This is a genomic window from Rhizobium sp. 10N427 (assembly GCF_056394605.1).
In genome coordinates this window covers 1-17,807 of sequence record NZ_JBFTID010000008.1, presented here as the reverse complement: position 1 = coordinate 17,807, position 17,807 = coordinate 1, and the positions used below count along the sequence as shown (strand labels likewise).

20 protein-coding genes are annotated in these 17,807 nt (G+C 61.4%); 13 read left to right on the top strand and 7 right to left on the bottom strand.

Annotated elements, in window-relative coordinates; genetic code table 11:
• Nucleotides 1-18: 18 nt before the first annotated feature.
• A complete protein-coding gene (locus AC1DIJ_RS18080) occupies nucleotides 19-642 on the bottom strand; it encodes a YitT family protein (RefSeq protein WP_112387511.1) in 624 nt (207 codons plus the stop codon).
• Between the two features lie 129 nt (nucleotides 643-771).
• On the opposite strand from AC1DIJ_RS18080, the gene AC1DIJ_RS18075 reads away from it, so the two are divergent.
• The 3 genes from AC1DIJ_RS18075 to AC1DIJ_RS18065 all read left to right on the top strand — a co-directional run bounded on the left by AC1DIJ_RS18075 (nucleotide 772) and on the right by AC1DIJ_RS18065 (nucleotide 2,774).
• Complete coding sequence (locus AC1DIJ_RS18075; RefSeq protein WP_112387510.1) at nucleotides 772-1,704, top strand: alpha/beta hydrolase; 933 nt, start codon at nucleotides 772-774, stop codon at nucleotides 1,702-1,704.
• An 82-nt stretch (nucleotides 1,705-1,786) separates the two neighbouring features.
• Nucleotides 1,787-2,287: an RrF2 family transcriptional regulator gene (locus tag AC1DIJ_RS18070; protein WP_112387509.1), complete on the top strand. Its 501-nt coding sequence runs from the start codon at nucleotides 1,787-1,789 to the stop codon at nucleotides 2,285-2,287.
• A gap of 25 nt (nucleotides 2,288-2,312) precedes the next feature.
• Entirely contained in the window at nucleotides 2,313-2,774 is a 462-nt protein-coding gene (locus AC1DIJ_RS18065) for a carboxymuconolactone decarboxylase family protein (RefSeq protein ID WP_112387508.1), read from the top strand.
• 43 nt (nucleotides 2,775-2,817) lie between these two features.
• Here the strand turns inward: AC1DIJ_RS18065 and AC1DIJ_RS18060 are convergent, their stop codons facing one another.
• The 3 genes from AC1DIJ_RS18060 to AC1DIJ_RS18050 form a co-directional block, all read right to left on the bottom strand.
• Nucleotides 2,818-2,973: a hypothetical protein gene (locus tag AC1DIJ_RS18060; protein WP_310293121.1), complete on the bottom strand. Its 156-nt coding sequence runs from the start codon at nucleotides 2,971-2,973 to the stop codon at nucleotides 2,818-2,820.
• Between the two features lie 82 nt (nucleotides 2,974-3,055).
• The gene (locus AC1DIJ_RS18055) at nucleotides 3,056-3,691 is read right to left on the bottom strand and encodes a YitT family protein (RefSeq protein ID WP_112387507.1); all 636 of its coding nucleotides are present in this window, start codon (nucleotides 3,689-3,691) and stop codon (nucleotides 3,056-3,058) included.
• Nucleotides 3,692-3,900: 209 nt separating this feature from the next.
• On the bottom strand, nucleotides 3,901-4,833 hold the full coding sequence (locus tag AC1DIJ_RS18050; protein ID WP_112387699.1) for a methyltransferase: 933 nt from the start codon (nucleotides 4,831-4,833) through the stop codon (nucleotides 3,901-3,903).
• A 142-nt stretch (nucleotides 4,834-4,975) separates the two neighbouring features.
• On the opposite strand from AC1DIJ_RS18050, the gene AC1DIJ_RS18045 reads away from it, so the two are divergent.
• From AC1DIJ_RS18045 to AC1DIJ_RS18035, 3 genes are read left to right on the top strand one after another with little or no spacing between them, the layout of a single operon-like run.
• Entirely contained in the window at nucleotides 4,976-5,242 is a 267-nt protein-coding gene (locus tag AC1DIJ_RS18045) for a DUF6460 domain-containing protein (protein WP_112387506.1), read from the top strand.
• A 2-nt stretch (nucleotides 5,243-5,244) separates the two neighbouring features.
• Nucleotides 5,245-5,742 (top strand): CAP domain-containing protein, encoded by a 498-nt coding sequence (locus tag AC1DIJ_RS18040; protein WP_112387505.1) that lies wholly within the window; start codon nucleotides 5,245-5,247, stop codon nucleotides 5,740-5,742.
• A gap of 30 nt (nucleotides 5,743-5,772) precedes the next feature.
• Nucleotides 5,773-7,119, top strand: a complete 1,347-nt coding sequence (locus AC1DIJ_RS18035) for an MATE family efflux transporter (protein ID WP_112387504.1) — start codon at nucleotides 5,773-5,775, stop codon at nucleotides 7,117-7,119.
• On the opposite strand, the gene AC1DIJ_RS18030 is transcribed toward AC1DIJ_RS18035, so the two are convergent.
• Complete coding sequence (locus AC1DIJ_RS18030) at nucleotides 7,095-8,183, bottom strand: quinone-dependent dihydroorotate dehydrogenase (protein WP_112387503.1); 1,089 nt, start codon at nucleotides 8,181-8,183, stop codon at nucleotides 7,095-7,097. The genes AC1DIJ_RS18035 and AC1DIJ_RS18030 overlap by 25 nt on opposite strands.
• Nucleotides 8,183-8,533, bottom strand: a complete 351-nt coding sequence (locus tag AC1DIJ_RS18025) for a DUF952 domain-containing protein (RefSeq protein WP_112387502.1) — start codon at nucleotides 8,531-8,533, stop codon at nucleotides 8,183-8,185. The genes AC1DIJ_RS18030 and AC1DIJ_RS18025 overlap by 1 nt, the downstream gene beginning before the upstream one ends.
• A 116-nt stretch (nucleotides 8,534-8,649) precedes the next feature.
• On the opposite strand from AC1DIJ_RS18025, the gene AC1DIJ_RS18020 reads away from it, so the two are divergent.
• From AC1DIJ_RS18020 to AC1DIJ_RS18000, 5 genes are all read left to right on the top strand, one after another.
• Entirely contained in the window at nucleotides 8,650-9,048 is a 399-nt protein-coding gene (locus AC1DIJ_RS18020) for a hypothetical protein (protein WP_112387501.1), read from the top strand.
• 89 nt (nucleotides 9,049-9,137) lie between these two features.
• Nucleotides 9,138-9,785 (top strand): response regulator transcription factor, encoded by a 648-nt coding sequence (locus tag AC1DIJ_RS18015; RefSeq protein ID WP_112387500.1) that lies wholly within the window; start codon nucleotides 9,138-9,140, stop codon nucleotides 9,783-9,785.
• 104 nt (nucleotides 9,786-9,889) lie between these two features.
• Complete coding sequence (locus tag AC1DIJ_RS18010; protein ID WP_112387499.1) at nucleotides 9,890-10,555, top strand: S24 family peptidase; 666 nt, start codon at nucleotides 9,890-9,892, stop codon at nucleotides 10,553-10,555.
• Nucleotides 10,556-10,566: 11 nt separating this feature from the next.
• Nucleotides 10,567-11,316 (top strand): thermonuclease family protein, encoded by a 750-nt coding sequence (locus AC1DIJ_RS18005; RefSeq protein ID WP_112387498.1) that lies wholly within the window; start codon nucleotides 10,567-10,569, stop codon nucleotides 11,314-11,316.
• A gap of 61 nt (nucleotides 11,317-11,377) precedes the next feature.
• Nucleotides 11,378-11,791, top strand: coding sequence for a tellurite resistance TerB family protein (locus AC1DIJ_RS18000; RefSeq protein ID WP_112387497.1), 414 nt, complete (start codon nucleotides 11,378-11,380; stop codon nucleotides 11,789-11,791).
• On the opposite strand, the gene AC1DIJ_RS17995 is transcribed toward AC1DIJ_RS18000, so the two are convergent.
• On the bottom strand, nucleotides 11,788-12,660 hold the full coding sequence (locus AC1DIJ_RS17995; RefSeq protein ID WP_112387496.1) for a transporter substrate-binding domain-containing protein: 873 nt from the start codon (nucleotides 12,658-12,660) through the stop codon (nucleotides 11,788-11,790). The two genes, AC1DIJ_RS18000 and AC1DIJ_RS17995, sit on opposite strands and share 4 nt — an antisense overlap.
• Nucleotides 12,661-12,721: 61 nt before the next feature.
• On the opposite strand from AC1DIJ_RS17995, the gene AC1DIJ_RS17990 reads away from it, so the two are divergent.
• Together AC1DIJ_RS17990 and AC1DIJ_RS17985 are read left to right on the top strand one after the other, a co-directional pair.
• Nucleotides 12,722-14,623: a glycosyltransferase family 2 protein gene (locus AC1DIJ_RS17990; protein ID WP_477831501.1), complete on the top strand. Its 1,902-nt coding sequence runs from the start codon at nucleotides 12,722-12,724 to the stop codon at nucleotides 14,621-14,623.
• 269 nt (nucleotides 14,624-14,892) lie between these two features.
• The gene (locus AC1DIJ_RS17985; RefSeq protein WP_112444542.1) at nucleotides 14,893-16,911 is read left to right on the top strand and encodes a methyl-accepting chemotaxis protein; all 2,019 of its coding nucleotides are present in this window, start codon (nucleotides 14,893-14,895) and stop codon (nucleotides 16,909-16,911) included.
• Nucleotides 16,912-17,807 lie beyond the last annotated feature (896 nt).

Genomic DNA, 17,807 nt, shown 5'->3' with positions numbered 1-17,807 from the left:
AAAGAGAAGAGCGCGATCTCACATCGCGATATAGCGGTCCTTGCGGTGATTGATGGCGAGCGTGAGGTTCAGGACCACCGCGCCAAGCACCGAGCAGGCAATGATGAACGGGCTGGCGACGAAAAAGGACAGGGCCAGAATGATGCCGTCGAAGCCGAGCTGGACGAGGCCTGCCCGCCAGCCGAAACGATCCTGGATATAGAGCGCCAGAATACCGACGCCGCCCAGGCTGGCGCGATGGCGGAAAAGCGCCAACATGCCCGCGCCGATGACCAGCCCGCCGAAGAGGGCACCGGCGATCGGATCGACATGCGAAAGGCTGATGAAGCGTGGGGCAACCTCGGACAGTGCCGAGGTCATGGCGATCGCAATAAAGGTCTTGACCGTGAAGGCAGGTCCGAGGCGGCGAAAGGCGAGATAATAGAAGGGCAGGTTTACGGCGAAGAAGCAGAGGCCAAAACTCCAGCCGGTGGCGTAATGCATCAGGAAGGCCATGCCGGCCGTGCCGCCCGTCAGAAGACCGGCGCCTGAGAGCAGCGACACGCCGAGCACTGCAAGCATGCTTCCGGCAACCAGGCCCTGGGCATCGTCAAGGAGCGAGTGGCGGTCTGCCGAAGAGTTCAAAACGCCTGTGAATGCCATTATTTTCCCCTCCCGGTTTGGCTCTTTCTATCCTGACGGAGCCACTTGGCAAGATGTCCCAGTCAGCGATCTGCATTTTCGCCGTATTGCTGGAGCGGCCTGACGGCTGACACAGAAGAGAGACAGAAGATGCCGACACGCCGCTCGATCCTTGCCGCCATCGGCGCGCTCACCCTTCTTCCCCGGATATCGAGAGCGGAAGCCGCGGCACCCGCCAGCCTGACGCTGTGGCCGGGCTCTCCTCCGGGCGGCGGCGGTCCGTCGGGCGATGTGCGGCAGAATTCCAAGGGGGCGGTCAGCAACATCGCGGTGCCGAAGATCGATGTCTTTGCGCCGAAAGCTCCCAATGGGACGGCCTTCCTGATCGCGGCGGGCGGTGGCTACAAGCGCATTGAGATGCAGAACGAAGCGCTACCGGCCGCGCAGTGGCTGAACGATCGCGGCATCACCGCCTTCGTGCTTTCCTACCGGCTTCCGGCCGAAGGTTGGGAGGCCGGGCCACTGTCGCCGCTGCAGGACGCGCAGCGTGCGCTGCGGCTGATCCGGGCAAATGCCGGAACCTTCCAGATCAACCCTGACCGCCTCGGCGTCCTCGGCTTTTCAGCGGGCGCCCACCTTCTCGGTCTGGCGGCAACGCGATCGGCTTTCGCTTCCTACGAGCCGATCGATGCGGCCGACAGGCTTTCGGCGCGGCCGGATCTTGCGGCATTGATCTATCCCGTCATCACCCTGAAACCGCCGTTCGACCATACCTCGACGCGAAAGGTGCTGATCGGCAGCCATCCGAGCCCGGCCCTCAGTTCGGAGTGGTCGGTGGAAGATCATGTGAAGGCGCATTGCCCGGCGGTTTTCCTCGTGCAGGCGCAAGACGATCCGATTTCCGATCCGCAGAATACCCTGATCATGCAAGCTGCCTGCGAGAAGGCAGGCGTGCCGGTAGAGCTGCACCGGCTGGCGAGTGGCGGCCATGGCTTCGGCATGGGCGTGCCGGGCACCGATACGGCGGCATGGCCGGACTATTTCGCCACCTGGCTCGACAAGCAGATCCCGCCTCGCGGCTGAAATTTGCTCCTGTTTAACAACACGCTTGACTCCCACGATAATCATGGATATTTTTTATCCATGAATTAAGGAGGTGACTTCGATGAAACTCAGCGACGGTGTCGAGCAGGCCATTCATTGCGTAGCGGTGCTTGCCGGCCTTTCTGCCGAAGGCGTGCTGTCGGCCGCCGCACTCGCCGAATTTCACGGCGTTTCGACGAGTTATCTCCTGAAGCATCTGCAGGCGCTTTCGGGTGCCGGGCTGCTGAGCACCGTGCCGGGGCCGAAAGGCGGCTACCGGCTGGCGAAAAAGCCCGATGCTATTTCGCTGCTTGATATCGTGCTTGCCGTCGAGGGTCCGGCGCCCGCCTTCCGCTGCAGCGAAATACGCCAGCGCGGGCCGAACCCACTGCCGCAGCGCTATTTCACCAAGCCGTGCCAGGTCACGGCGGCGATGCTGAAAGCCGAGCGCGCCTATCGTGCCGAACTCGCCAAGACAAAGATCGCAGACATTCTGGCGGACCTTGCCGCCGATGATGACGGAGGCATCGCCGCCCGCGGCTGCGCCTTCATGGACTTGAACGAACGCAAAGCGGCTCGATGAGCCTTACCCCCAAAGGAGAATGACGATGCAACCCCGTTTCAATTTCGCCAAGGCTGCCCCTGATGCTTACAAGGCCGTCGCTGCATTGGAGCAGTATGTCCAGACCTCAGGTCTCGAGCGCCGCTTCATCCACCTGATCAAGCTGCGTGCCTCGCAGATCAACGGCTGCGCTTACTGCGTCGACATGCATGTGAAGGAATCGCGCCACGACGGTCTCTCGGAACAGTGGATCAACCTGATGTGCGTCTGGCGTGAATCGCCGGTCTATGATGCCAGGGAACGTGCGCTGCTCGGCTGGGTCGATGCTGTCACGAACATCGCTTCGACCGGCGCTCCGGATGCCGATTACGAAGCGCTGAAGGCGCATTTCGGCGAAGAAGAAATCACCAAGATTACCGTGGCGATCGGCGCGATCAATGTCTGGAACCGCCTCGCCGTAGGCTTCCGGGCACAGCACCCGATCGACCAGCCGGCAAAGGCTGCCTGAGTCTGCGAGCCCCTCTCTCCAAACGGGGAGAGGGGTTCATTCATCAATTCGTCTTGGGTGCGGTCTGGACCGGCCGTTCGGCGGAGGGATCGACGCTGTTGAAGACCTGGCGGAGGGTCTGGGAGATTTCCTCGGCTGAGGCACCCTTCGCATATTCTTCCTTCATGCGGCGTCTGACAAGCTTTTCCAGTTCTGACATATCGTCACCTCATCATTTCCGGCGCGAGGTCATTTTCGCGCTGCAGCATGGATGAGGCAAGTTACGATTTGTTCACGCGCGCTCACAGCGCGATGTAGCGATCGGCGCGATGGTTGATCGTCAGAAACAGATTGAGCACCACCGCGCCCAGCACTGAATAGAAGACAACCGGCGGCGTGGTGACGAAGAAGGCGGCGGCAAGCACGCACATATCGATGGCGAGCTGCACAAGACCGGCGCGGATGCCGAAACGCTCCTGCATATAGATGCCGAGAATGCCGACGCCGCCGAGGCTGGCGCGATGGCGGTACAGCGCCAGAAGGCCGAAGCCGAGCAGCAGGCCGCCGAGAAGGGCCGCCCATGCCGGCTGGATCGTGGCGATCGCCATCACTTTCGGCTGCAGGCTTGTCAGCGCCGAGGTGAGGCCAATGGCGATGAAGGTCTTCAGCGTGAAGGCGATGCCGAGACGCTTCCAGGACAGATAGAAGAACGGCACGTTCAGGAAGAAGAAGGCCAGGCCGAAATTGATGCCGAACGCATAGTGGAGCAGAAAGGCGATACCCGCCGTGCTGCCGGTCAAGAGGCCGGCGCTGGCGAGAACATAAAGGCCGAGCGCCGAGACGAGGCTGCCGGTGAATATGCCCTGCACATCTTCGACGGCGGTGTGACGAGTGGCGCTGGTGTTCCAGAAACCGAGGGCACTGATGAGCTGGGTCATGTCGCTAATCTCCAAACGGCAGACGAGTTCAAGAGCGCCGGAGACACTCCTGCGCGATGGATTTTCGATGATGAGAGAGCCGGGGCGTTCCTGCTTTTGGATGGCGGTGCCGGTCGGCTGATGGCGGAATTATTGGGCTTTTCGCACTTGCGAGCAAGCGAAATATGTAAGCAATACTGACCTATTTCAAATTCGCAAGATTTATGCGCTCACTTGCCCCGGCGCGTAAGGAACAGAATACCGGAAACCGGTTTTCCGCCATCTTTGCGAATGATGGTTTTCTCGATTTTCAGCACGTCGAAGCCATGGCGGGCGCAGAGGGCTCGGACATAGGTTTTCGTGTGGGCATAGCGCAGCGAAGGCGCCAGATGAAAGCTATCGCCCTCGCCTGCATCCTCGACGGAGAAAGCGAAGTCGCCGCCCGGCACAGCAAGCCGTTCCGCGATCAGGAAGACGCTTTCGAGATTGCCGAGATACATCAGCACGTCGGCAGCCGTGATCAGGTCAGCGCGAGTTTCGCTTCTGCCTGAAAAGATGCCGGAGCTTTCGGGCGAGAGTGAGAGATCGGCCTGAGCCAGATGATCGTAGATCCCCTTCTCTTCCGCTTTGGCCAGCATATTCTGCGACAGATCATAGCCCTCGAGTGCATCGGCGGTGCCGCGGATTTCCGGCCCGAGGAGACCCGTGCCGCAGCCGAGGTCGACGGCCAGCATATAGCGGCGGCCGGTGGATGCCACGAGGGCCGCCAGCTTCTGCGGGACGGAGTAATCGAGCTTTTCGACAAGCGATGTCTCGAAGCGACCCGCATAGTCGTCGAAGAGACGCTCGACATAGCGGCTCGGCGGCTGGTCCGGTGTGTCCGCTTCGCCGAGAAGCGCGAGCTTGAGGCCTGCGCCGAAGATATCCTCGGGGTCGAGCGCGAGGGTCTGCCTGTAGCCATCGGCAGCGCCAGCCGTGTTGCCGGCCTTTTCCCTGTAGGTCGCCAGCCGGTACCAGCCGGCCGCCCAGCCGGGTGTCAGCTCCAGCGCCTGCTCCATGAGTTCCGCCGCCGCTTCCGGCTCGCCGCCTTCATCGAGCATCTTGGCATAATCGGCGCGACGGTCGGCAATGACGTCGCCTGAAGAGAGCTGGCTCTGTTGCATGATGGGACCTTTTGAGTGCTCGCGCATTTGGCGGTGGCCACAAAAAAACTCAAGTCCTATTTCAGAGGCGGGGCGGACAGCTCTGGAAAAGGCTTGCGAGCAATGATTCGCGACCGTATCTCAGGGCAAACAGGAGATGTGAATGTCCGATCAGGTGAACAAGTTTCTCGGCGACTCGCTCGGCCGAACTTTGGTGAAGCTCTTGGTGGTTTCGCTGATCGTCGGCTTCGTCATGACGATCTTCGGCTGGACGCCGTATGAGATCGTCTACGGCATTCGCGATTTCATCCGGGAAATCTGGTATCGCGGCTTCTCGGCCCTCGGCCGCGTCGGCGATTATCTCTTGCTCGGCGCCACGATCGTCATTCCGATCTTCATCATCATCCGTCTCTTCAACTATCGCCGCTGATCATGAGCTTCACAATCGTTTCCCGGCGCGGGTTGCTGCGCCTCTCAGGCCTTGCACTTGTCGCGGGCGTTGCAAGCTGCACCACCACACCGAAGATGTCGTCGACGCCCTCGGACGGTCAGGATGAGACGGCGGCCGCTCTGCCGCTCGTCAACCAGCTGCGTGCCAAGAACGGCCTGCCGCCGCTCAGCATCGACCCGGCGGCAAGTGCTGCAGCGATCTTCCAGGCGAAGCGCATGGCGAGCGCCGGCAAGATGGCGCATCTCATGGGCATGTCCGACAGTTTTGGCGCCCGTGTGAAGGCGAGCGGCGTGCAGCTTCCGGCGGCCGAGAATATCGGCGTCGGCCAGAAGTCTGTCGATGGCATCGTTCAGGCGTGGATCAACTCGCCGCATCATCTGGAAAACATGCTCGGCCGCTATAGCGGCGTCGGCGTTGCCGTCGCGCATAATGCATCTTCCAACAACTGGCCCTATTGGGCCATGGTGCTCTCGAACTGAGGCGATTCTGCCTCCCGTTTCGAGGCAGGCATGAGCAGGACTGAAGACCACCCCCCATTGGCATTCGACGTGACGCACCGGCTGGTGCTGTCGATTGCCATCCCGATGACCCTTGGCTTCATGACGACGCCGTTGCTCGGCCTTGTCGATACCGGCGTCGTCGGCCATATGGGCCAACCCGACGCGCTTGCCGGTCTTGCCATCGGCGCCATGCTGTTCGACCTCCTCCTCGGCAGCTTCAACTTTCTCCGCGCCTCGACGACCGGCCTGACCGCGCAGGCGCTCGGCCGGCGTGATCTGCGGGAGCAGCAGGGCGTGTTCTGGCGGGCGATGATTTCGGCGATCGGCTGCGGCGTATTGTTGCTCTGTCTGTCCCCGCTGCTTCTGGCAGCGGGACTGAAGCTGATGGGGCCGGAAGCGGCCGTGGCGCAAGCGACCAGCACCTATTTCTCGATCCGCATCCTGGCGGCGCCTGCCGCGCTGGCAAACTATGCCATTCTCGGCTTCGTCCTCGGACGCGGCCAGGGCACGATCGGGCTTTCGCTGCAAATCCTCATCAACGGCATCAACATCGTACTCGCCATCTATCTCGGTCTGGAGCTTGAATGGGGTGTCGCAGGCGTTGCCTGGGGCACGATGGTGGGCGAGACGATTGGCGCGCTCGCCGGTCTGGCAATCGTGTTGCGCAGCTTCAGAGGAAGTCAGCGCCCGCAACGTGCCGAAATCCTGTCGCGGCACCGGCTGGCAGAGCTCTTCGCGCTCAACCGCGATATCCTGATCCGCACCTTCGTGCTGATCGGCTCCTTCGCCATCATGACCCGCATCGGCACCAGCTTCGGCGCTGTGACGCTGGCGGCCAATGCGGTGCTGATGAACTTCTTTCTACTGTCCGGCTATTATCTCGATGGCCTTGCCAATGCTGCCGAGCAGATCACCGGCCGGGCAATCGGCGCAGCCCACCGTCCGGCCTTCGATCGCGGCCTGAAGCTGACGGCGATCTGGTCGTTCGGACTTGCGGCCGCCGTTTCGGCGTTCTTCTTTGCCGCCGGGCCGTGGCTGATCTCGGTGCTGACCACCTCCCCCGATGTTCGCGAGGCGGCCAACACCTATATGCCCTGGGCGGCGATCACAGGTCTCACCGGCGCGCTGGCGTTTCTGATGGACGGGGTCTTCATCGGCGCGACTTGGTCCTCAGACATGCGCAATCGCATGCTGATGTCCTTCGCCGGATACCTGGCGGCGCTGGCGGTCTTCGTACCACTGTTCGGCAATCACGGACTCTGGCTGGCGATGAACGCCTTCCTGCTGTTTCGCGGCATCTTCCTGGTGATGCTGGTCAAGCCGCGCGCCGATCAGACCTTCGCGGCAGCCCAGTGATCGAGCCTGCTGTCGCGCAGCTCGCGGATCGATGAGACCTTCTCGCGGTCAACGAGCTTCGAGAGACCGCGGATGATATCGCCGGCCAGACCCGGGCCTTCATAGACCATGCAGGAATAGAGCTGCACGAGGTCCGCACCGGCCTTGATCTTCTCAAGCGCGGTTTCAGCCGAGGACACGCCGCCAACGCCGATGATCGGCATAGACGGGCCGACGCGCTTGCGCATCCGCGCGAGCACGGCCGTCGACTTGGTAAAGAGCGGCGCGCCGGAAAGGCCACCAGCCTCCTTCGCCTGCCGCTGATCCTTCAGGCCATCGCGGGCGAGCGTCGTATTGGAAACGATCAGGCCATCCAGCGCATGCGCCAGGGCTTCTGCGGCGATATCGTCCATGCCCTCTTCCGTCAGATCAGGCGCGATCTTCAGGAAAACCGGCACACGGCGGCCAGCCTTCTTCGCTTCCTCGTCGCGGGCGGCGAGCACGGCGGACAGAAGGGCCGCAAGGCTTTCGCGCGCCTGCAGATCGCGCAGGCCCGGCGTGTTGGGCGAGGAGATATTGGCCGTGAAATAGCGGGCGACGGAATAGAAGCGGCGGATGCCGGTGACGTAATCGCCGATCCGGTCCTCGCTATCCTTGTTGGCGCCGATGTTGACGCCGATGATGCCATCGCCTCGGATCGCCGCGAGGCGCTGGAAGGCCGCCTCGTGGCCTTCATTGTTGAAACCGAGGCGGTTGATGACGCCATTGTCTTCGACCAGGCGGAAGATGCGCGGGCGTGGATTGCCGGATTGCGGCTTGGGCGTCACCGTGCCGATTTCGGTGAAGCCGAAGCCGAGCCGCAGCAGGGCTTGCGGCACTTCGGCATTCTTGTCGTAACCGGCAGCCATGCCGAGTGGATTGGCGAATGTCAGGCCGGCGACCGTTTGTGCGAGCCGCGGATCGGCGGGAATGCGGCAAGCCCGCACGAGACCGGATTTCAGCCCGGCGATCGACATGCCATGCGCCGTTTCCGGATCGAAGAGGAAGAGGCCCTTGCGGGTGGCCTGCTTGAAAAGGTCCATCATCAGATAAGCTCCGGAAAGATGTGATTGCCTGCCTCGTCGAGCGGCAGCGGCTTCTCCCAGATCACCGCGGAAAGCGGCAGCTCGCCATAGAGATGCGGAAAGAGATCACCGCCGCGCGAGGCTTCGAAGATCAGCTTGTCGCCGAACTCTGTGCTGTCGATCGCGATGAGCATCAGATCCGCCTGGCCTGCGAAATAGAGCGCTGCGGTCTGGCGTGCCTGGGCGGCGGTCGAAAGGTGAATGAAACCGTCGTTGAGATCGATGCCGGCGCCGCGGAAGACGCCTGCTTCCCGCGCCTGCTGCCAGAGCATTTCCGTCACGATCTTGTAAACGGCCGGTGTCACGGTCATGATGGCCTCACGAATGGCTGATCCTGGTTGCCAGCGCTTTGCCGCAAAGAGACGGCGATGTCCACGGCCCGCAGGCGAAAAACGACAGCCGCACCCAAAATCCGGAGGATGATCTGATGAAGACGATCGCAATCGGACTTGCAGCCTTGCTTCTGCCCGCAACGCTTTTCGCCGCCGAGCCTGACGCGGCGCGTTTCCAGCTGGAGCGCAGCGGCGACCATTTCATCCGTCTCGACAAGCAGACCGGCGCGATGTCGCTTTGCGAGGAGAAAGAGGGATCGCTGGTCTGCCGTATGGCCGCCGATGAGCGGGCCGCCTACGAGGATGAGCTCGACCGGCTCTCGGAGCGCGTCGGCGCGCTTGAGAACAAGAGCATCGTCAACAAGGCCCTGCCCTCAGATGCCGAGATCGACCGCTCGATCAGCATCATGGAAAAGATGATGAAGAGCTTCATGGGCGTCGTGAAGCAATTCCAGGAGGATGAGAAGACGGCGCCCCTTCCGCAAAAGACCTGATTTGATATAGTCATATAAGAATGGAGACATGTGTGGCGCGCGCCGCCGCATGTGGGAGGACGGGATCGGCTCTTGGGAGGGAGTGATCGATGCAGGAACAGACGATCATCATTGCAGACGATCACCCGCTTTTCCGGGATGCGCTGCGTCAGGCCGTATCCGGCATGGACGGACAGCAATCCATTATCGAGGCCGGTGATTTCAGCGCGGCGCGTGCTGCCGCCGGCGATCATCCTGATGCCGACCTGATGCTGCTCGATCTGGCCATGCCAGGGGTTAGCGGGTTTTCCGGGTTGATGTCGCTGCGTTCGGAATTCGCCAGCCTGCCGATCGTCATCATCTCCGCCACCGACGATGCGACAACGATCCGCCGGGCGCTGGAACTCGGCGCTTCGGGCTTCATCTCCAAATCATCCGGGATCGAGGATATCCGCCGCGGCATCCAGACGGTACTGGCCGGCGATATCGCCACACCTGAAAATTACCGCGACGGGCAGGAACAGGACCCTGATGTCGCTGATCTCATCCACCGACTGCATACGCTGACGCCGCAGCAGAGCCGTGTTCTGACCATGCTGGGCGAAGGCCTGCTCAACAAGCAGATCGCCTATGAACTCGGCGTCTCCGAAGCGACGATCAAGGCGCATGTCTCGGCCATCCTGCTCAAGCTCAATGTTGATAGCCGCACCCAGGCTGTCATCCAGCTCGGCAAGATCAACATGGCGATGGTCGCCTGATCCAAAACAGGATTTTATTCCTCTATCCTCTTTACTATGCGTGAGCTTGGCGTTAATCTTTGCGCCGACTGGAGAGTAGCGCTCAGCGCGCAGGATCATGCACGATGCTGTCACACGAGCAGATTTGGGGAGCGATCGACAGGCTTGCCGAACGGCACGACCTGACGCCCTCGGGTCTTGCCCGCCGTGCGGGTCTCGACCCCACCTCCTTCAACAAGTCCAAACGTCTCTCCACTGACGGCCGGATGCGCTGGCCCTCGACCGAATCCATCGCCAAGGTGCTGGATGCGACCGGCGCGACCATGGAGCAGTTCCTGACCTTCATGCGCCCGGCCACCGGCTTTTCCGGCATTCCGGAGGGCGCCTTTCCGGCTCAGGGCAGTTCGATACCGCTTCTCGGCTTCGCGCAGGCGGGCGCGGGCGGCTTTTTCGACGATGGCGGCTTTCCCGCCGGTCAAGGCTGGGACGTCGTGGAATTCCCGGCCGCTCCCTCGCAAAAGGCCGGCGTCTACGCGCTCGAAGTCCAGGGCGACAGCATGATGCCGCTGTACCGGGATGGCGATGTGCTGATCGTCGAGCCCGGCGCGCAGGTACGCCGCAACGACCGCGTCGTGGTCAAGACGCGCGAGGGAGAGGTGATGGCGAAGGTGCTGTTGCGCCAGAGCCCGCGTTCCATCGAGCTGATGTCGCTCAATCCAGAACACCCGAACCGGATATTCGAGCTCTCCGATGTGGATTGGATTGCCCGCATCATCTGGGCCAGCCAATAGGAAAATCTTCCATGCGGCCTGCGGCACTTCTGACAGCTGTTGCGGGGATCGCCATTGTTGCGGGCATGCTGGCAGCCGGGCGGGAGCGGTTTTCCGGGGCTGATGCCGCGGCAATAGAAAGCGAAGCGCCCGCTCCTGCTGTCTCAGAGGCCGCAAGCGCTGCGCCGCCGCCTGCTCTGAAGCCGCCTGCCCCCGAAATCAGCATGAATGCCAGACCGGTCGATAGCGGCAGCCAGTTCTATCCGGCAGAGGTCGATGGAAGGCCTTTGGAGCGCGTTGCGGCGCCCGAGCCGGAAAAGCCGAAACCCGAACCAAAGAAGGGTGCCGTGCTGCCGCGGCCGGTTGCCGAAAGCGCCGGGGTGCTTGCCTTCGGCGACCGGAAGCTGGCGCTTGCCGGTATCCTGCCGACGCCTGATGACAAGAGCTGCAGGGATGGCGATGGCAGCGATTGGCCTTGCGGCATGCTGGCGAAGACGAATTTCCGGCTGTTCCTGCGCCTGCGCTCGGTGACCTGCGATCTAGACGACGCCAACTGGAAGGGCACGGCGACGGCTAGCTGCAAGATCGGCACGCAGGATCTTTCGGAATGGCTTGCCGAAAACGGCTGGGCGGAAGCCGCACCCGGCTCCGCCTTTGCTGCAGCCTCCGAGACGGCTAGGGCGGACAAGAAAGGCATCTTCGGCGACGACCCGCGCAAGGGTGCGCCGATCGCACCGCCAGCCGATCCGCCGCCTGACGACAATCCCCTCGATCCGACCTGACGATCCCTTGTAATGACACAGACCAATTCCTAAACTTCGGGAGAACAGAGGGAATGACCGAATGAACAAGCCGCTTTCCGCCCATGACGCCCTGATCTATGTGATGGTCATGGCATCGGCCGTCGATAGCACGATGAACGACCGGGAGATGGAGCGTATCGGCCAGCTGATCGGCTTTCTGCCGGTCTTCCGGGATTTCGACGATGACAAGCTGATCCCGATCGCCCGCGATTGTGCTTCGCTGCTTTCCGGCCCCGAGGGACTCGATGTGGTGCTGGAGACGGTCAAGGATACGCTGCCGGCAAAGCTCTACGACACCGCCTATGCGCTGGCCGTCGAAGTGGCCTCGGCCGATCTTTCCGTCAAAGCAGAAGAACTCCGCCTTCTCAGCATGCTGCGCGACCGGCTGGGTCTCGACAAGCTCACCTGCGCCGCGATCGAGCGCAGCGCGATCGCCCGCTTCCGCAAGGGCTAGTAGAGACCATTCGGGAAATAACGCAGGTAGATTTCCTGCAGGCGGCCGTTGCGCGACAGGGCCGCCAGAGCGTGATCCAGCGCCGCCGTCAGGATCGCATCGTTCCGGCGCAGCATGATCGTCATGCCCTCTCCCAGGAACTGCTCCGACGGATAGGGGCCATCGAATAGCGAGCAGCATTTTGCCGATGCCTGTGACGACACCCAGAAGGAGAGCTGCAGCGCGTCGGCGAAGGCAGCATCGACCTTGCCGTCCTTCAGAGCCGTCAGCAGCGCTTCCTTGTTGTCGAACGGCACCGCCTTGATGGCCGGGAAATAGGCGGCGAGCATCGCTTCATGGACAGTCGACTTGACAACGCCGACCGGCTTGCCTGCCAGTGCCGCTGCCGTATCGCCCTTGATCTCTGCCTTGCCATTTCGGGCAAAGCGGGCCGGAAGCATCAGATAGGGCCGTGAAAATGTGAACTTGCCGCGCAGATCCGGCGTCACCGCCAGGCCTGCGATCACCGCGTCGCCCTGCGACGCTGCAAGCGCCTCCGCAAGATCGGCGAAGGGCAAGGCCTGGATTTCGCATTTATCTGCAATCTCGAGTTCATTGCAGATATCGCGTGCCAGATCGACATTAAAACCCGACAGCTTTCCGTTTTGATCGGTAAAGTTGAACGGTGGAAAATCCACGGATGTCAGGAACCGCAGCCGCACCAGCGATGAGAGGTCCGGCTTGGCAAGGCGTTCGCGGGAATCGAAAAGTAGCGGCAGAGAGGGCGAGGCCTGCTGCGCCCCGGCCGTCACAGGAAAAAACACAACCAGCGACAACCAAAAAGTTAACAATCCCTTAAAAGCTAGGGATGCAATTGAGGATTGTGTCATTACTATCCAGCCTCGGATCAGGGGCAGGGTGTCGCCGCTTCGGTGACGGTGTATCAGAGTCATGCGTATCGGGGAATATGCGCCGGGCGGCGCCATCGACCGCCTGCGAACAAATCACAGCCAGAATGACCGGGTCGTCCTTGAGGCTGAGGACGATGAGCTTTTCCGTACAGAGGCTCGCGTTCTGCAGGAACTTGGCATCGGGAAACCGATGATCGCCGAGGCCGCCGGGTTGGCGCGGCAAAACGGGACGACGATCGAGCAGGAACTGTTGTCCAGCGGCTGGATTCTTGCTGAGAACTATTATGCCGGATTGGCGCGGTTGCTCCGGCTGGAGTTTATCGACCGGCTAAATCCGGAACTCATTCACGACAGTGACGTCCTCGATACGCAGCTTATCGAGACCAAGGTTCTCAAGCTCCAATACCTGCCGCAGCATGCCCATGCGATCGTACCGCAAGCCCGGCAGATTCCAGCCCTGCAGGCACGGCTGGCCGCCCGCCCGGATTTGCGCGAGCAGCTGCTGATCACCACCCCGGCGGAGATGCGCAGGGCAATCTGGGAACGTGGCGCCCAGCGACAGGTAAAGCAGAGCGTCAATACGCTTTTCGAGCGTGACCCCGATGCAAGCGCGCGTATCGTGCTGCTTGGAAAGCAGGGTTTCATTGCCGGTGTAGCCGTGACGGCTCTTGCTGCTGGAATTCTGGCGAATGCCAATGTCTTGCTCATAGCGCATATCTTCGTTTCGCTATTCTATCTGGCATCGATGCTGATCCGCTTCATGGCACTCAAGAAACCGGTGCCGCGTTTCAATCTCCGCACAGCGGATGGCGATCCGCTGCCTGTGTATACGGTCATGGTCGGTCTCTACCGTGAGGCGGCGGTCGCCGAGCAGCTGATCACCTGCCTGAAGCGGTTGAATTGGCCGGTCTCGAAACTCGATATCAAGCTCGTCTGCGAGGCAGACGATCGCGAGACGATCGCAGCGTTGAAGGCGCAGGCACTCGGCACGCAATTCGAAATCATCGAGGTCCCGCCCGCCCGGCCGCGAACGAAGCCGAAGGCGCTGAACTATGCACTGGCCTCGGCACGCGGCGAGTTGCTCGCCGTTTACGATGCCGAAGACCGGCCGCATCCGGACCAGCTGCGCGAGGCATATGCGACCTTCCGGGCGTCCCCTGATGACGTCGTCTGCTTGCAGGCGCCGCTGATCATCGCCAATGCCCGCGACTCCTGGATATCGGCTGCGTTTGCGCTCGAATATTCCGCGCTGTTCCGTATGCTGCTGCCGATGCTGGCACTGATGCGCCTGCCGATGCCGCTCGGCGGCACCTCAAACCACTTCAAGACCAGCATCCTGAAAGAAGCAGGCGGCTGGGATCCGCACAATGTCACCGAAGATGCCGACCTCGGCATGCGGCTTTACCGCAGGGGATATCGCTGCGGCGTGCTGAGCTCTCAGACGCTGGAAGACGCGCCCGTCACTGCCGCGACCTGGCTTCACCAGCGTACCCGCTGGTTCAAGGGCTGGCTGCAGACGTGGCTGGTGTTGATGCGCGATCCCGCGCTGCTTATGCGGGAGATGGGCCTCGCGGGCTTTGCGGTGTTTCAGTTGCTGATCGCCGGAATGCTTTTGTCTGCGCTCGCGCATCCGTGGATGCTGTTCTTCATAAGCGCGGCTTTGCTCGACCTCGCCGAACGAAACAGTGCGAAAGATCTGGTCCACTGGATCCTGCTTGCGGTCGATAGCTGCAATGTCATCGCCAGCTACGTGCTTTTCGTCCTACTTGGGCGCAAGGCAATGACGCGCTGGGAGCGCCGGGCGCTCAGGCTGCGCTGGCTGGCATTGCCGCTTTATTGGCTGATGCTCTCGGCGGCTGCGTGGCGTGCCGTCTGGCAGCTTCGCAGCAATCCGTTTTTCTGGGACAAAACCCCGCACGTGCCCTGCCGGAAACCTGCATAGACCGCCCGGGTCATTTGCCAGGCACGCATTGCTTGCCATCTTTTCTGTGGTTTGCCCCGCGGCGTTAGGGCAGCATTAAGCAATCTGGATTCTTATCGCCGGCGACGACACCGGCCCCTCCCGCCGCTTGCATGATGCGCGCTGTCGAGCCTCTCCGAGGTATTTCGGAATGCCGCAAGAACCGCAGCAGATTTCGCTGAGTTTCACACATTGATTTCAAACGCGCTGCGGCAAGCAACAGGCCGCGCCGAACGCAACGGGCTTTTTCCATGCTCAAACATCTGAAAATCCGGACCAAGATCCTTTCCGTCATCGCGCTTCTCGGCGTGATCACCGTCGCCGGTGTGGGATATATCATCTCCGAATTCCTCCGCGCTGACGCAAACTACAGTGCCTTCATCGATCATGAGGCACTGGCGGCCATGCAGGGCTCGCGCGCAAGCGCCTCGCTGATTTCCTCTGTGCTTCAGACAACTACGCTCTCGAACATGAAGCCGGATACGCCTGCCTTCAAGACGGCTCTGTCGGTGCCCAGCAAGATCCCGCAGGCCCGCGACCGTCTGCAGCAGGCCTCCGATCTGGTTCCAGCGCGCAAGAGCGCGATCGATGAGCTCCTGAAGGGTATCGACGAAATCGAAGCCCTGTCGGCGAAAGTCGTCGAAGCTGGAAAATCCGGCGACATGACCAGCGCCCAATTGGCAGCTGTCATGATGACGACAAAGCTGAACGCCCTGACACCGAAAATGACCGCAAACAACGACGCGATGATGTCGATGCTCAACGACGGCGGCGATGCGCTCTCCGTTGCCGTTCGCACGCGGATCAACATCTGCCTCGCCGTCATTGCTGCATCGATCGCCGGTGCGATGGCGTTGGGCTTCTACATCGCCCAGGCAGGTATTGCCGGGCCGATGGTGCAGCTGCGCGAGCGCATGACGTTGCTTGCCGAAGGAGAGACGGAACGCGACGTGCCCGGCCTCGATCGTGGCGACGAAGTCGGCCAGATGGCAGCGGCACTTGCCGTCTTCCGCGACAACGCCCTCGAGCGCAAGCAGATCGAGGCGCGCGCCGAGAGCGAGCGCAATCTCAGCGACAACGAGCGCAGCCAGCGCGAAGCCGAAAAGATCCGCGAAGCCAACGAACTCGCCCGCACCGTGGACGAATTGGCAAATGGCCTGAAGCGCCTGTCATCAGGCGATCTCGTCGCCCATATCGAGACTCCTTTCCCGGAGCATCTCGAAGGCCTGCGCGCCGATTTCAACAGCTCCGTCAGCAAGCTCAACGGCACGATGAATGCCGTCGGCGCCAATGCCCGCGCCATCGGCGCCGGTGCCAACGAAATCCGCTCCTCGGCCGACGAGCTGTCGCGCCGCACCGAACAGCAGGCGGCCTCCGTCGAACAGACGGCAGCAGCGCTCGAGCAGATCACCACAACGGTACGAGATGCCGCCCGCCGTGCTCAAGAAGCCAGTGAGCTGGTGACACGCATGCGCAGCGGCGCCGAAAAATCCGGCGCCATCGTCCAGAAGGCGGTCGGCGCGATGCAGCAGATCGAGCAGTCGTCGGTGGAAATCGGCAACATCATCGGCGTCATCGACGACATCGCCTTCCAGACCAACCTGCTGGCCCTCAATGCAGGTGTCGAGGCGGCGCGTGCCGGTGAAGCCGGCAAGGGCTTTGCGGTCGTTGCCCAGGAAGTCCGTGAACTCGCCCAGCGTTCCGCCAATGCTGCCAAGGAAATCAAGGCGCTGATCACCAATTCCGGCACGCACGTGCAGACCGGCGTGGCGCTTGTTGGCGAGACCGGCAAGGCGCTGGATGCGATCGTCCAGGAGGTGCAGGAAATCAACCAGCACGTCCACGCGATCGCCGAGGCCGCGCGCGAACAATCGACCGGCTTGCAGGAGATCAACACGGCCGTGAACACCATGGACCAGGGCACGCAGCAGAATGCTGCGATGGTCGAGGAAAGCACCGCCGCCAGCCACAGCCTGGCAACCGAAGCGGCATCGCTGAACAACCTTCTTTCAGAGTTCAGGCTGACCGGAACCGGTGGCTTCGCCGCCGCTGCGCCCGCCTCACATTCCGCTCCCCGCCCGGCCGCAGCACCCCGCCCAGCACCGGCCCGCGCAGCCAACCCGCGCCCAGCCTCGATCCGCGTCGCCAACGAAGGAACCGCAAGGCCCGCCGCATCACCGGCGCGCGCACTCGGCCAGAAACTCGCCAGCGCCTTTGGCAAGAGCAGCCCGGCGGCGGAAAGCAAGGAAGCCGACTGGACAGAGTTCTGAGCAACGGGAAATCAAAACGTCAAATGAGCGGCTCCGGCCGCTCATTTCATTTTCAGTGTAGAGAAGATTGGAGCGGGTGAAGGGAACCTAATTAAGATTATAAATACTTGATTTTATTTTTATTTTTTATACAATAATCAAGCTATACCGTGTTYGTTACCGTCAATCCGCTGGATGTTGTCGGTACACCAATCGAAGAATTGGCATAGATCGCGATGGCTTTAGGTCGCACATGTTCCTCGGGTTTTATAACTCAGTTCTAGAGGTTCGTAAAATGTTGCATAGGATTGAAGAAGCTGACGATTTTGGCCGCAAGGGCGCGGACCTGGCCATGGCCTTTATTCAGGCCAGACCATCTCGGCATGAAACACTCTCCGGTACTGAGCTAGATCGAGGGTTAGTTGAGGAGCGATTGTCCGGTATTTGGTGGAGTTATTGGACTAAGCGGTCACTAATGCCCCTATCGACTGAGAAGCGAGTCGTCGCCGCACGCGAAGTGCAAAGGGCCGCTGAAAACGCGATTGAACAGCTTGAGAGTGCCCCTCGGGTTTTCATTGCAGAATTCTATCGCGGTAGGAACCAACCTATTGGTCGCTTTGACGCGCTGCTTGAAGAGCTAAAATCGCTCAGTCGAGACGCGAAGCTATTCGATAGAGAGCTGCGGCGCGGGGCAAAGGAGGACCAGGTTGTGAAATCCGCCGCCCACGCACTTGCTAAGCTTTGCTCAGAGCTGACAGGACGACCATTTGTCAATCGGCTCGCAATGTTGACCCCTTATCGGCGTCCAATATTCACCCCCCTGTAGACGATCAGCGCTTGGCCTGCCCGGCGCTGGCCGGGGTTGCAAAGGGAAGGCCAAGTGCGGGTGATGGGTATCTTCGGCTTTAGCTTTGAGA